A 14,560-nucleotide genomic window follows, 5' to 3' on the forward strand; every position below is an offset into this window, starting at 1 on the left:
TACGAGCAGTTGTGCCCACAACGAAGTTCAGCGTATGGGGACCCCCACCCCCGCCCCCTCCCCGCAAGGGGGAGGGGAGCGCACTACCGCCGCGGCGGCAGCTCGCCAGTAGAATGCGCAGGACTCTACCCGAACGCATCCTGCAGCACGCCGTGCTTGATCACGGCGACCCCATCCAGCTCGATCGTGGTGCCCATCATCGGCAGGTCGAAATGACCCGCCGTGTAGCGGCCGGCAAACTCGTTGGCGCCGGTGGAGAACAGGAAGTTGCCGGGGACGGCGCGCAGCTCGGTGCCGTTGGTGTCGCGCTGGTCGTACATGGCCAGCGCCTCGTAGCGCGCGCCGGTGTTCATGCCCCAGCCGACATGCGACACGGCGTAGGCCTCGCGGTCGCCCCAGGACGCGAGATAAGATCGCATCATCGCTGCGTCGGCGCCCTCGCCTGCCAGATCGGTCACGTAGTCGTCGCGCAGGGTCATCGTGACAGGCGAACTCAGATAACGCTTGAAGGTGAGGTTGATGTCTCCGGGCGCCATCACGATGGTGCCGTTGACCGATTTGCTCTTGGGGAAGCTGACGACGATGCCACCCGGCCAGTGCGCCAGGGTGCCCGGACGATCGGTCCAGCCCCAGACGCCGACGGTGGAGGCGCCCTCCATGATCACGTCGAGGTCGGTGCCGGCCTTCGACGTCACGCGCATCCGCTTGGTTCCGCGCAGCATCTTGGCGGCGGCGCGCACCCGCTTTTCGAGCGCCGAGTCCGGCACCATGCGCTCGAGCGCCTCGGGATGTTCGTTGGAGATCACCAGGATGCGCGCGCCGGCCTTCAGGATCTCCGGCGTCTCCACCGCATGCATCAGGCCTTCGATGGTACAGTCGACGACGAAGCCGGCCTGCTGAAGCGCTGAGACCACCGGCGCGAGCTTGCCGATCGCCTCCGACGCGCCGGTCGAACGGACGGGAACGGGATGCTTGTTGCGCGGGGTCGGCACCACGACATGGAACGGCCGCGCGCCCATCCGCAGCAACGCCAGCTCGGCGATGTGGACGTTCAGCGCCCGGGACTGCGTCTCCGACAGGATCGCAGCGGTGTCGCCCGCCTTCACGGCGCAGCGCTCGAAGATCTCACAGAATGCGTCGATCCATTTCGCCTCGATGCGATCCGCCAGCATGGTCGTTCTCCCGATTGTCGTTGTGTTGTTATCAGACCGAGGGGAAGCCGCGCAGCAGATAAGCGCGCAGGCCTTGCAGCAGGGCGTTGAGAATGAGGCCCAGCAGCGAGATCGTGATCAGCGGCACGAACATGTCGACGGCCTGGAAGGTGCGCGCGGCGGTCACCAGCACGTGACCGAGCCCGTCGGTCGAGGTGATCATCTCGGCCAGGAACACGACGATGCAGGAGATCACGAGGCCGATGCGGCAACCGGTCAGGATCGAGGGCATCGCGGCCGGCAGCACCACCTTCCACAGGACGTCGCGCGGCGGCGTCCCGGCGGCGAGCGCCGACCAGATCAGCTTCTGCTCGACCGTGGCGGCGCCGTAATAGCTCGACAGCAGGATCGGAAACAGCGCATCCGCCGCCACCAGCATGATCTTGGATTCGTGGCCGAAGCCGAGCAGCAGCAGGAAGGCCGGATAGAGCGCGACCTTCGGCAGCGGCGCCAGCACGCGCACGATCGGCTTGACGGCGGCGTTGACAGGCGGGCTCACCGCGGCGGCAATTCCCAGGGAAACACCGAGCACCACGGCGATCGCAAAGCCCGCGAACAGCCGGAATAGCGTCGCCACGATGTCCTGCTGGAAGGTGACGCTGGTGAGTTGCTGGCCCATGCGCTGGAACACCTGTCCCGGCGGCGGCAGCAGGGTCGGCGGCGCGTAGCCGAACGACACCAGCCCCTGCCACAGCAGCAGGACCAGCACGATCGGCGCGGCGCCCAGCAGGATGTCGTTGGAGGTGCGCGTCATGAGAAGCTCAGCGGCATGTCGAACTGCGGCTCGGACCAGCGCACCAGCCAGCGCCTGACGACCTCGAACGCCGCATCGAGGCAGATGCCCATGGCGCCGATGATGATGATCATCGCGAACACCGTGTCGTACTGGCCCATGTCGAGCGCGTTGAACAGGATGTTGCCGGCGCCGGACTGCCGCGCGATCATCTCGCTGGTGACCATCGTGATCAGCGCCAGCACCAGGCCGGTACGGCAGCCGGTCAGGATCTCCGGCAAGGCTGCGGGCAGGACGATGCGCAGCAGGCGCTCGCCGGCCGAGAGCCCCATCGCCGCGCCCGACCACAGCATCTTCTCCTCGACCGCCTTGGCGCCCTCGAAGCTGTGGTAGATCACCGGAAGGCTGACGCCGAGGAAGATCACCAGCGTCTTGGAGATGTCGCCGACGCCGAGCCACAGCATGATGATCGGCATCAGCGCCGCCTTCGGCACCGGGTAGATCAGCATCAGCAGCGGATTGAAGAAGGCGGCGGTCGACCGGCTGCGCCCCATCAGCAACCCGAGCGGAATCGAGAACGCAAGCGCGAGCGCGAAGCCGATCGCCATCCGCCGCAGCGAGGCCATGATGTTGATCAGGGATTCCTTGTCGGTGAGGATCGGCGGGATCGCGCGCAGCGATTCCAGCGCGGTCGGGAAGCTGTCGTTCTTGAGCCCGAGCGAGGCGAGCTGCCAAGCCAGCAGCAGGCCGCAGCAGGCCAGAATCGGCGCGAGCGGCTTCGACAGACCATTCATGACGGCAGCTCGTTGTCACCGGAATCGTCGAACATGCGCTCGATGTCGACGATGTATTTCTGATAGCGCGGGTCCAGCAGCAGTTCCTCGCGGCGGCGCGGCCGGGGCAGATCGATGTCGATCACCTCGCGGATTCGGCCGGGCGAGCGCGACATCATGACGACCTTGTCGGACAGGAACACGGCTTCCTCGACCGAGTGGGTCACGAACAGGACCGTCTTACGGTCGCGCTCCCAGATGTCGAGCAGGTCGTTCTGCAGCCGCGTGCGCGTATGCGCGTCGAGCGCGCCGAACGGCTCGTCCATCAGCAGCACCTCCGGCCCGTAGGCCAGCGTGCGGGCCAGCGCGACGCGCTGCTTCATGCCGCCGGAGAGCTCCTTGGGATAGAATTTCTCGAAGCCGGTAAGTCCGACCATGGCGAGCAAAGTCCGCGCGAGCGCCTCGGCCTTCGCCGGCTTCTTGCCCTGCTGCAGCGGACCATACATGACGTTGCCGAGCACGCTCTTCCAGGGAAACAGCGCGAACTCCTGGAACACCGGGCCGCGATCGGTGCCGGGACCGGTGATCGGCTTGCCCTTCATTTTCGCGGTGCCGCTGGTCGGGCTGACGAAGCCACCGACGATGTAGAGCAAGGTCGACTTGCCGCAGCCGGAGGGACCGAGGATCGAGACGAAGGCGCCCTCGCCGACCGTCAGCGAAATGTCCGACAGCGCGGTGTGGTCGCGGCGCGACGAGGTCTTGAACACCTGCGACACGTGATCGATCTCGATGATCGGCGTGGCCGCGCGACGGCCGAGCGGAGTGCCCGCGAGCTGGCCGGGTCGGATCGGGGTCACGTCCATGTCGGCTTCTCTTTCCGATGCAGCACGCTCAAACGCTCCGTGAAATCAGGCAAGACAGACTGCCGCAGATTAGCAAGAAACCTGCCAATCGTCGCCACGCGCGGATCATTCCCGGTCCTGATCGAACCAGGGCCATTCGGCCGGCCCTTCGTGAGTCACGGCGCCGAGCGGTGCCTGCCCAACGAGTTTCGCGTATTTCGCCAGTGCCCCTGCCCTGTGCCGCGGCGGCCGCTGCGACCACGCGCTGCGACGCACCGCGAGCTCGGACTCATCGAGCAGCACGTCGAGCGTGCGCGCCTTCGCATCGATGCGGATCGGATCGCCGTCTTGCACCAGCGCCAGCGGACCGCCGACGAAGGCTTCCGGCGAGACATAGCCGATGCACATGCCGCGGGTGGCGCCGGAGAAGCGGCCGTCGGTGATCAGCGCGACCTTCTCGCCCATGCCCTGGCCATAGATCAGCGCCGTGACGCCGAGCATCTCGCGCATCCCAGGACCGCCGACCGGACCCTCGTTGCGGATGATCAGCACCTCGCCGGCCTGATAGTTGCGTGCGCGCACCGCGGCGACGCAGGCCTCCTCGTCCTCGAACACCCGCGCGCGGCCCTCGAACACCAGGTTCTTGAGGCCGGCAACCTTGATGACGGCGCCGTCGGGCGCGAGGTTGCCCTTGAGGACAGCGACGCCGCCATCCGCCATGATCGGCCTGGCCGGGCTGAACACGATCTCGCCGTCCGGCGCATTGGCCGCGCCATATTCCTCGGCCAGCGTGCGGCCGGTGACCGTGATGCAGGAGCCGTCGATGTGGCCGCTCTCGATCAGCGCGCGGATCACAACGGCGGCGCCGCCGATGTCGTAGACGTCCTTCGCCGTGTACTTGCCGCCCGGCCTGAGATTGCCGATCAGCGGCGTGCGCGCGAAGACCTCGCCGACATCGTCGAGCGTGAAACGGATGCCGGCCTCATTGGCGATCGCCGGCAGGTGCAGCGCGGCGTTGGTGGAGCCGCCGGTGGCCGCGACAATGGCCGCCCCGTTCTCCAGCGCCTTGCGGGTGACGATGTCGCGCGGCAGCGGCCCGCCGCGCGCGAGCATCTGCATGATCAGGCGTCCGGCCTGACGCGCGACGTGCGCTCGCTCGGCATAGACGCCGGGAATCATCGAGACGTTGGGCATCGACAGGCCCATCGCCTCCGACAGCATGCCCATGGTGTTGGCGGTGAACTGCCCGGCGCAGGCGCCGATCGTCGGGAGGCAGGTCCGCTCGATGCCTTCGAGCGTCCGTGCATCGATCTCGCCGGTCATGTAGCTGCCGACGGCCTCGTAAGAATCGAGCACCGTGAGCGTCCGGCCCTGGTAGTTGCCGGGCAGCGCGCTGCCGCCATAGATGAAGATCGACGGCACGTTGCAGCGGACCATGCCCATCATGACGCCGGGCAAGGTCTTGTCGCAGCCGCCGAAGCCGATCAGCGCGTCATAGGCGAGGCCATGGACGACGGCCTCGATGGAGTCGGCAATCAGCTCGCGCGAGAACAGAGAGAACTTCATTCCCTCGTGGTTCATGCTGATGCCGTCGGAGACCGAGACGGTGGCGAACTCGCGCGGCGTGCCGCCGGCCTCCGAGATGCCCGTCTTGGCCGCATCGACCTGGAAGTCGTGCGTCATGTTGCAGGGCGTCTGCTCGCCCTTCTGGCTGACGACGCCGATCATCGGCTTGGCGATGTCGGCATCATCCAGCCCCATCGCGCGCATGAAGGCGCGGTGCGGGGCGCGATCGAGCCCCTCCACCGTCACGCGCGATCGCAGCTTCCTCATCGACAAGGCTCCGCGCCGGCCGCCTACTGGATCGGCGCGACGATCGTCGGATGCTTGAACTGGGCGACGTCGAGCTTCGGCAGCATGCCGGTCTCGGCGTAGATGTCGAGCATCTTCTGGATCGCCGGGAAGTTCGGCGCGGCGACCGGATCGCGGCCGAAATCATTGTCCTTCAGCAGATAGGTGTCGATGACGGCAACCGGCGCCTTCATGACCTCCGACACCACCTTCAAGGTCTCGTCGCGATTGGCGAGCGCCTTCTTCATGCCCGTCGTGATGTCGCGGACATAGGCCTTCACCAGCTCCGGGTTCTTGTCGACGAAGTCGGCGCGGCAGGCCTCGAGGATGTGCACGATGTTCGGCATCGCCTCGGACAGCGAGAACAGCTTGCGGGTGCCGCCCTTGGCCTCGGCGCGCGCTGCAAAGGGTTGATTCATGTTGACGGCGTCGACGCGGCCCTGGCGCAGCGCATCCTCCGACACCGCGAAGCCGACCTCGACCAGCTTGATGTCCTTGGCGGGATCGAGCCCGGCCTGCTTCAGCAGCATGTTGAACGGCCCTTGCGTGCCGCCACCGATCACGGAAATGCCGACCGTCTTGCCCTTCAGGTCGGCGATGGTCTTGATCGGCGAATCGTCCTTGACCGCCCAGTAGACCGAGAAACCGCCCGGCTTCTCATAGACGTGCTGGGCGACGATGTAGGCCTTGAGGCCGCCGCCGACGACGCCGTTCGCCAGCGACAGCGGCGCCTGCGTGGCGCAGTCGAGCGCGCCGGCGGCGAGCGCCTGCGTCATCGGTGCCGTTCCCTGGAACTGGGTCCACTCGATGTTGTAGGTCTTGCCGAGATCCGGAAATTCGGTGGGCCGCTTCATCATCCAGTACTTGGATTCTTCCGCCGGGATGGTCCAGCCGACGCGGATCGTCTGCTGTGCGAATGTCGGCCCCGCGCTCGTCACCAAAGCCATCGCCGCGAGTGCCGCCAGCATCGATCGTTTCCGCATCACGCCCCTCCGCCATTTCCAAAAGGAACCTCGCGGAGAATGTTTCATGTCTCAAATATCTGTGCAAGCGCGGAAAACGCCCGCCTTTGCCCGCCCCATGGACAAGCCCGCCTTGCAGCGCGACAAGGCCGGATCATCGTGAAGCGCCGCGTTCCGTGTGCCGCGGCGCTGTCGACAACGCAAGGTCGCACGCTCCAAGGTGGCGAGAGTGGCCTTCGGTCGACTGGCGTTGCCGCGTCGCACGCGCTAGGGAGAAGCCCCGAATTGACCTTTTGAGGAGTTCTTCGATGTCGATCCAGCGTTTCGAAATTGGCCCGCGCATGAGCCAGGTCGTCGTTCACGGCAATACCGTCTATCTCGCCGGCGTCGTCGCGCAGAAGACGGCCGGTGAAAGCGTCACCAAGCAGACCGAGGAGATTCTCTCGATCATCGACGGCCACCTCGCCAAGGCCGGCACCGACAAGTCGAAGCTGTTGTCGGCGACGATCTACCTCACCGACATCAAGACATTCGGCGAAATGAACGCCGTGTGGGATGGGTGGGTCTCGGCCGGCAACACCCCGGCTCGCGCCACCGTAGAGGCCGGGCTTGCCGCGCCGCAATACACCGTCGAGATCATGGTAATCGCGGCGAAGTAGGCGCTGGGTCGCCGCGCACTAGTCGGTGTCGCGGCGACCAGTGTTGCGATTGAGCGGATCACGCCGCTCGCGCCTGAGCCCTTCCGGAAGCACCGGCTCGGTGCCGGGCAACGGCTCGGCCCGCACGTCGGCGCCCCACTGCTCCTGCTGGCGGGGCGTCGTTTTGTCCTTGACCTGTTGCGGCTGCGGCAGACCGTCCTTGCTGACGGGGTCGTAGGCGCCGGAGCGCAGGTCGCGGGTGTCTCTGCCTGTCATGATCCTTCAACAAGCTCTCTCCAGCATTCGTTCCTGATCGCCGGCATGGAACAGATGCCTTCCTGCCGCCGCAGGACGCCCCTGTCCGCGAGGAGCATAAGTCGCACGTCGCAACATCAGATGAGCGCAGTGGTGGTCGGCGTCGACGCGATGATGATGCGGACGGGCGCTGGCGATGCAGCCACGGTCAGGACTGCGGCCGCAGTGGTGCGCCCTCGCGGATGCCATCGACCTTCACGGCGAGCCGCTTGATCTTGTCGTAAAGCGTCTGCTTCGGAATGCTCAGCAGGGCCGCAGTCGCCGGCACGTCGCCGAGCTTGCGGCGCAACGCATCCTCGATGATCGAGCGCTCGATGTTCTCCAACTGGCGCGGCAGCGACAGCTCCGAGGCCGCGGCGCCCGAGCGGTCGAGGACCTTGCGGTCGAGCACACCGAGCACGAAGCGGTCGGCGACGTTGCGCAACTCGCGCACGTTGCCCGGCCATGAGTAGCCGAGCAGCAGCGACATGGTCTGCTCGTTCACGATCGGCGCGTCGCGCTCGAACCGCTTGGCGGCCTCGAGGGTGAAGTGCTCGAACAGGATCGGGATATCCTCGCGGCGTTCGCGCAACGGAGGCAGCTCGATGAAGGCGACGCCGAGACGATAATACAGATCGGCGCGGAACAGCTTCTGCTCGCTGAGCTCGAGCAGATTGGCCTTGCTGGCCGCCACCACGCGGCAGTCCACCGCCACGGGCTTGTTGGAGCCGACGCGCTCGACCGAGCGGTCCTGCAACGCCCGCAGCAGCTTCACCTGCACGCTGAGCGGCATGCTCTCGATTTCGTCGAGGAACAGCGTGCCGCCGTGGGCATATTCGATCTTGCCGATCCGCTGCTTGGTCGCGCCGGTGAAGGCGCCGGCCTCGTGGCCGAACAATTCGCTCTCAACCAGTGATTCCGGCAGGCCGCCGCAATTCACCGCGACATAGTTGCCGCCGCGCCGGGCGCTGTGAGCGTGCAGGCAACGGGCGACGACGTCCTTGCCGGTGCCGGTCTCGCCATAGATCGTCACGTCGACATTGGTCGAGGCCAGATTGGCGACGAGGCGGCGCACCTCCTGGATCTGCGGCGAGCGCCCGAGCAGGCTCGCCTCGATGCCCTGGCGGTCGGCGAGCGCCGAGCGCAAGGTGCGGACTTCGAGCGTCAGGCGACGCTTGTCGAGGGCGCGGCGCACGACGGAGACGAGCTGCTCCGACGAGCACGGCTTCTCGATGAAGTCATAGGCGCCGTTGCGCATCGCTTCCACGGCCATCGAGATGTCGCCATGACCGGTGACCAGGATGACCGGCAGGTCCGGATCGAGCCGCTGTAGCTCGGACAGCCACTCGGTGCCGCTCTTGCCGCGCAGCCGCACGTCGGAGACCACCACGAACGGCATGTCGGCGCGAACGATTCCGCCTGCGGCTTCGGCGGAGGCGAACGGCGTCACCGACAGGCCGGCGAGCTGCAGCGCCTGGACGGCGCCGATGCGGACGTCCTCGTCGTCCTCGACATAGATCACGCCGACCGGTTGCTCAGGAGTCATGTGGGAACCTCTTCAATCGGCGAGCGGCAGCAGCACGATGAACTCGGCGCCGGACGGCTCAAGATTGCGCGCCCGCAGCTCGCCGCCGAACGACCGCGCGATGTGATTGGCGATGACGAGCCCAAGTCCGAGACCCTTGCCGGCCGGCTTGGTCGTGACGAAGGGCTCGAACAGGCGCGGCAGGACATCGGCGGCGATCGCCGGGCCGCTGTTGGCGATGGCGATGCGGCACTGCCCCTCCTCACGCACGGCGCAGATGTGGATGGACTTCCGCGCGGCGCCCTCGACGGCATCGAGCGCGTTGGCGATGATGTTGCAGAGCAGTTGCTCGAGCCGGATCTGATCGGCCCTGACACGAAGCTCGGGCGCGAGATCGATGGTCACGTCGACATGGCCGTCCTTCACCCGCGCGCCGAGGATCTTGAACGTCTCGGACAGGGCCTGCTCGACCGCGACGGCATCGAGCGGCGCGTTCGATTTGTAGGCGAAAACGCGCAACTGGCCGGTCAGGCGCGCGAGACGGCGGACCATCTCGCCGATGCGGATGAGATTGCCGCGGGCCTCGCCGATCATGCCGCGATCGACGAATTGCACGGCATTGTCGGAAGCGGTCTGCAGCGCCGCCAAGGGCTGGTTGATCTCGTGCACCATGCCGGCCGACATCTGGCCGAGCACGGCAAGCTTGCCGGCATGGACGAGTTCGTCCTGCGCGGCGCGCAATTCGGCGGTGCGCTCCTGCACCCGCATTTCGAGCCGATCATTGGCGGCCTGCAGCGCGGCCTGGCTCGCCAGCCGCTGCCGGATCTCGCGGCGTCGCTGCGCCAGCAGGCCGAGCGCCAGCAGCGCCACGATGCTGGCGAGACCCGAGAGCGTGCCGATGATCAAGGCCGTCCGCCGGATCGGCGTCTCGTCGTCGAGCAGCAGCAGCTGCCATTGCCGCCCGTTGAGCGGACGCTCGTCGACGCTGTAGACCGCGCCGCGCTCGGTCGCGACCTGGCCGCCGCGATCGGTCCTCTCCATGAAGGTCCAGCCGAGCGGCGCGAGGCTGGAGCTGCCATAGGGCTTCGACGTCGCGATTTCCTCGAGCGCATCCACCGAGAGCGGCGTCAACGGGCGGAATCGCCATTCCTCGCGCGAGGCGAGAATGGTGACGCCGCGGGCGTCGACCAGAAGCATGTCGGCACCGCGGTTGCGCCATTCGCGCTCGAAGGCATCGAGATTGACCTTGACGACGGCGACGCCGATCGTCCGTCCCTGTTGCTTGACGGCATAGGACAGGTAATAGCCGGCGCGCGCGCTGGTGATGCCGATGCCGAAGAACGCGCCGCGGCCGGTCGCCAGCGCCTGGCGCATATAGGGCCGGTAGGACAGGTTGCTGCCGACCGGCGTTCCCGGCTGATCGAAGTCGGCGGCGGCGATCGCATCACCGGCGACGGTGAGGACATAGAGGTTGTCGGCGCCGGCCAGCAGATTGATCGACTTCAGATGCAGGCTGACGCTCTGCTGCAGCGCGCGATCGTCCGGCGTGCCGAGCAGCCGGAAGACATCGGGCGAGGTCTCCAGCAGCGAGGGCAGATATTCGAAGCGCGAGAGGTAGCCGTCGAGCTGCGCGGCCTCGACCGCCAGCCGCTGCTGGGCCGCGGCGTGCCGCTGATCGAGCCCGCGGGAAAAGGCAATGGCATAGCCGAGCCATGCCGCGACGCCGACCAGCGCAGCCGCCATCACTCCGCGAACGACCAAGCCCGCGCGCCTGCGGACCACCGCGGTGACGTCGGGATGTCCCTCGAGGCCGATCCGGAATGGAAGGTCCGTCATTCCCTTTTCCAGGCCCATCATGTCCAGGCCCATCACGCCCCGGACCCATGTACCGGGCCGGGCCTGCCGTATCCGTAATTGTGCTGCAAGTCTAAGGTCTTGCCGGGCAATAGGCGACAACAAAATCGGCCGTGCCGGCGCCCTCGGCGCGCCCGTCAGTGCAGCTTGACGTGCGGCTCGGTGCGGCGGGTGATCAGGCGCGCCAGCGTGTCCAGCGTGACCTTGGCGAGCCCGTGCAGCGCGTATTCGTGCATCTTGTAGAGCGACAGATACATCATCCGCGCGAACAGGCCTTCGAACACCAGATTGCCGCCGACCAGCGCGCCCATCATCGAGCCGACCGTGCTGAACTCGCCAAGCGACACCAGGGAGCCGAAATCGTGATAGCGGTAGTCCGCCAGCGGCTCGCCCCTGACGAAGCGCGGAATCTGCTTGTAGAGGTGCGAGGCCTGCTGATGCGCGGCCTGCGCCCGCGGCGGCACGTTGCCGCGCTCGCCCCAGGAGCAGGCCGAGCAGTCGCCAATGGCGAAGACGCGCTCGTCGCGCGTGGTCTGCAGGGTCTGCCTGACCACGAGCTGGTTGATGCGGTTGGTTTCCAGCCCCGCGATGTCCTTCAGGAAGTCGGGCGCCTTGACGCCCGCGGCCCAGACGATCAGCTCGGCCGGGATGACGCGGCCGTCGGCGAGGCTCACCTTGTCGGGCCCGACCTCGGCGACCTTGGCGCCGACGAGCACCTCGACGCCGAGCTTTGCGAGCAGCTTCTCGGTCTCGCGCGAGACCCGCTCAGGCAAAGCCGGCAGCACCCGGCCCGCGGCTTCGATCAGCGTGATCCTGATGTCCTTCTCGGCGTCGACCTGGTCGAGACCATAGGCCACCACCTCGCGCGTCGTGCGATGCAGCTCGGCGGCCAATTCGACGCCGGTCGCGCCGGCGCCGATGATCGCGACCTTGAGCTGGTGCGGCGCGATCGGCGAGGACTGCGAATGGACGCGGATGCAGGCGTTGACCATGCGCTCGTGGAAGCGCCGGGCGTCGTGCTGCGATTCCAGCTTGATCGCATGGTCGACCACGCCGGGCGTGCCGAAATCATTGTTCTGGCTGCCGATGGCGATGACGAGCACGTCATAGGGGATGGTCCGCCGCGGCGTGACCTCGCGCCCCTCCGCATCGAGATAGGGCGCCACCAGCACCTCGCGCTTGTCGCGGTCGAGGCCGATCATGTCGCCGATGCGGTAGTGGAAGCCGTGCCAATAGGCCTGGGCGAGATAGTCGACCTCATGGGCCGAGAGGTCCATGCTGCCCGCGGCGATCTCGTGCAGCTTCGGCTTCCAGACATGGGTGCGGTTGCGCTCGACCAGGGTGACGTCGAGCTTGCCCCTGCGGCCGTATCTGTCTCCGAGCCGGGTCGCGAGCTCCAAGCCGCCGGCGCCGCCGCCGACGATCACGATGCGAGGGACACCAGGCTGCGCAACGGCCATCATCGAACCTCTCCAAGGGTGACCGCGGCGCGACGGCATGACTCCGATGTCACGCCGGTGACGTCGTCCCTCCGGCACCGCCGCCCCAGCCAGCGCGACCATGTTCACGATACGCCGTATCGTCGCAATGGTCAGACCATGCCGACCTTGCGGCACCAGGCGGGATGCCTCCACGGCGAGCCCCTGCCCGCCGCTACCTTAGCAGATTATCCGAGATGTTGGCGGCATCGCGATTGGGCATGGCCGCGGCCGGCGCCACCGGCGCTGGAATGCGACGGCAGCGCCCCCACGACCGCAGGCCTATCCCGTCGTGACCGCGACTTCGACGTCGGCCGGGTCGATATCGCGATCGAGCGCGATGCGCAGCTTGTCGCGATCGAGCTCGCCTTCCCACCACGCCACGATCACGCAGGCGACGCCGTTGCCGCACAGATTGGTCAGTGCGCGGCACTCGCTCATGAACTTGTCGATGCCGAGCACGATCGCCATGCCGGGAACGAGCTCCGGCCGCACGGCCGCCAGCGTTCCGGCCAGGGTGATGAAGCCGGCGCCGGTGATGCCCGAGGCGCCCTTCGAGGTCAGCATCGCGACCAGCAGGATCGTGATCTGCTCACCGAAGGACAGGTGAACGTTCATCGCCTGCGCAATGAACAGCGTCGCCAGCGTCATGTAGATGTTGGTGCCGTCGAGATTGAACGAGTAGCCGGTCGGAACCACCAGGCCGACGACCGGCTTGGAGCAGCCGAGGCGTTCAAGCTTCTCCATCATCTGCGGCAGCGCGCTCTCGGACGACGAGGTGCCGAGCACGATCAGCAGCTCGTCCTTGATGTATTTGAGGAACTTGAAGATCGAGAACCCGGCAATGCGGGCGATGATGCCGAGCACGACCACGACGAAAGTGAGCGCGGTGAGATAGAAGGTCGCGATCAGGCCGGCGAGGTTGCCGAGCGCCTGCGGCCCGTAGCGGCCGATGGTGAAGGCCATGGCGCCGAAGGCGCCGATCGGAGCGGCCTTCACCACGAGGGCGATGACGCCGAAGATCGCGTGCGCGGCGTCGTCGATGAACGCGCGCATCGTATGGCCGCGCTCACCGAGCGTCATCAGCGAAATGCCGAACAAAATCGAGAACAGCAGCACCTGCAGGATCTCGCCCTGCGCGAACGCTCCCACCACCGTGTCCGGGATGATGTGGAGCACGAAGTCGACCGACTTCATCTCGCTCGCCTGCTTGGCGTAGTTGGCGACGGCGGCGGCGTTGCTGCTCTGGCCCTGGAAGCCTGCCCCGGGCTGAATGAAATTGCCGACGATGAGCCCGAGCGCGAGCGCGAAGGTCGAGACGATCTCGAAATAGATCAGCGCCTTGACGGCGACGCGGCCGACCTTCTTCACCTCGGAGACATGCGCGATGCCCGACACGACGGTGCAGAAGATGACCGGCGCGATCACCATCTTGATCAGCTTGACGAAGCCGTCGCCCAGCGCCTTGATCCATTCGTTCCTGCCGAGCTCGGGCCAGAGCCAGCCGACGATGACACCGAGCACGATCGCGAACAGGACTTGCACATAGAGGACCCGGTAGAACGGTTTCTGCGGCGCCGCGGCCGCTGTGGTGGTTGCAGACATCGAATCTTCTCTCCCTGATCTCACTCGGTCTATCTCTCTGGTCTGCCTATGACCCGCTTCCGCGCCGGCTCCATTGCGTGCCGGGGCAACGTCGTGCGTCTGGACGCGGGCCGCGCCGGGGGCGGACCCGAGAAGCTCGCACAGGCGGGATCGCCTGTCGCCGGGTCTCAGGTCAGGAATGAGCTGTGGGCTGGCATCCGGACGTCCCCTCGCATCTGTTGTTCTGGAGCTGGCGCTCGTTTGGCGGCTCAGTAAGCAGCAATCGTGCCAGCGGAGCGGCGCCGCATGAGGCGCCCGCATGTCCTTCAGTTTGCTACGATTTGTGAACCATCACGCGGCGCGCGACCAAGCCACAGCCCGCGACTTGTCTGGACTTCCGGAAATTTGCCGTCGCAGGCGTCCGAAACATCGGACGCGCCGGCGACATGGTTCCCACCGGCAATATCCAGCCCTGCCTGTCGCGCTCGACCTGGCTGGGGCGGAGGGATCGAACCTCCGAATGGCGGAATCAAAAGTTGCGCGGTCCGCTATACAAATCAACGCGCATTCTGAAACACAGAGAGAAACCGACCCTGGGAATTCCAATAGGTTACATCGCGATTCAGAACGCGAGCCCGCCTACGGACTGCCAAATTCGTCTCGAACCACTTCCCGGGTTGCGGGCGCGTCAGGGGCAAGCGTCATGAACAGAATGAATGACCAATGAGCCATCATTGGGGTCGTGTCCCCGGAGGTGGTGTAGCTCGGTGGAGCAAAGCCGCCCGGACGCGCGCTCCCAAATAGCGCCGTAGCGG

Annotated in this window: 12 protein-coding genes; 1 reads left to right on the forward strand and 11 read right to left on the reverse strand. The window is 66.5% G+C overall.

The features are described 5' to 3' along the window. Positions 1-125: 125 nt before the first annotated feature. The 6 genes from QX048_RS17040 to QX048_RS17065 form a co-directional block, all read right to left on the reverse strand. Positions 126-1,172, reverse strand: coding sequence for a peptidase M29 (locus QX048_RS17040; RefSeq protein ID WP_316200512.1), 1,047 nt, complete (start codon positions 1,170-1,172; stop codon positions 126-128). 31 nt (positions 1,173-1,203) lie between these two features. Further along, complete coding sequence (locus tag QX048_RS17045) at positions 1,204-1,965, reverse strand: ABC transporter permease (protein WP_315752008.1); 762 nt, start codon at positions 1,963-1,965, stop codon at positions 1,204-1,206. Continuing rightward, positions 1,962-2,738, reverse strand: coding sequence for an ABC transporter permease (locus QX048_RS17050; RefSeq protein ID WP_315715605.1), 777 nt, complete (start codon positions 2,736-2,738; stop codon positions 1,962-1,964). The genes QX048_RS17045 and QX048_RS17050 overlap by 4 nt, the downstream gene beginning before the upstream one ends. After that, positions 2,735-3,580, reverse strand: a complete 846-nt coding sequence (locus tag QX048_RS17055) for an ABC transporter ATP-binding protein (RefSeq protein ID WP_315715604.1) — start codon at positions 3,578-3,580, stop codon at positions 2,735-2,737. The genes QX048_RS17050 and QX048_RS17055 overlap by 4 nt, the downstream gene beginning before the upstream one ends. A gap of 105 nt (positions 3,581-3,685) precedes the next feature. Continuing rightward, positions 3,686-5,392 (reverse strand): dihydroxy-acid dehydratase, encoded by a 1,707-nt coding sequence (ilvD, locus tag QX048_RS17060; RefSeq protein ID WP_316200511.1) that lies wholly within the window; start codon positions 5,390-5,392, stop codon positions 3,686-3,688. A 23-nt stretch (positions 5,393-5,415) separates the two neighbouring features. Further along, the gene (locus tag QX048_RS17065) at positions 5,416-6,393 is read right to left on the reverse strand and encodes an ABC transporter substrate-binding protein (RefSeq protein WP_316170664.1); all 978 of its coding nucleotides are present in this window, start codon (positions 6,391-6,393) and stop codon (positions 5,416-5,418) included. Positions 6,394-6,680: 287 nt separating this feature from the next. Between QX048_RS17065 and QX048_RS17070 the strand changes: the two genes are divergently transcribed. Next, positions 6,681-7,031: a RidA family protein gene (locus tag QX048_RS17070; protein WP_315715601.1), complete on the forward strand. Its 351-nt coding sequence runs from the start codon at positions 6,681-6,683 to the stop codon at positions 7,029-7,031. 18 nt (positions 7,032-7,049) lie between these two features. Here QX048_RS17070 and QX048_RS17075 read toward each other — a convergent pair whose 3' ends face one another. The 5 genes from QX048_RS17075 to QX048_RS17095 form a co-directional block, all read right to left on the reverse strand. Beyond that, the gene (locus tag QX048_RS17075) at positions 7,050-7,286 is read right to left on the reverse strand and encodes a hypothetical protein (protein ID WP_315715600.1); all 237 of its coding nucleotides are present in this window, start codon (positions 7,284-7,286) and stop codon (positions 7,050-7,052) included. 187 nt (positions 7,287-7,473) lie between these two features. Beyond that, positions 7,474-8,850, reverse strand: coding sequence for a sigma-54 dependent transcriptional regulator (locus QX048_RS17080; RefSeq protein WP_315715599.1), 1,377 nt, complete (start codon positions 8,848-8,850; stop codon positions 7,474-7,476). A 12-nt stretch (positions 8,851-8,862) separates the two neighbouring features. Further along, the gene (locus tag QX048_RS17085) at positions 8,863-10,665 is read right to left on the reverse strand and encodes an ATP-binding protein (protein WP_316200510.1); all 1,803 of its coding nucleotides are present in this window, start codon (positions 10,663-10,665) and stop codon (positions 8,863-8,865) included. Positions 10,666-10,820: 155 nt separating this feature from the next. After that, positions 10,821-12,143, reverse strand: coding sequence for an NAD(P)/FAD-dependent oxidoreductase (locus QX048_RS17090; protein WP_315715806.1), 1,323 nt, complete (start codon positions 12,141-12,143; stop codon positions 10,821-10,823). A 300-nt stretch (positions 12,144-12,443) separates the two neighbouring features. Beyond that, on the reverse strand, positions 12,444-13,766 hold the full coding sequence (locus QX048_RS17095) for a dicarboxylate/amino acid:cation symporter (RefSeq protein ID WP_315715597.1): 1,323 nt from the start codon (positions 13,764-13,766) through the stop codon (positions 12,444-12,446). Between the last annotated feature and the right edge of the window lie 794 nt (positions 13,767-14,560).

It is taken from the genome of Bradyrhizobium sp. SZCCHNS30572 (assembly GCF_032484415.1).
GTDB lineage: Bacteria > Pseudomonadota > Alphaproteobacteria > Rhizobiales > Xanthobacteraceae > Bradyrhizobium.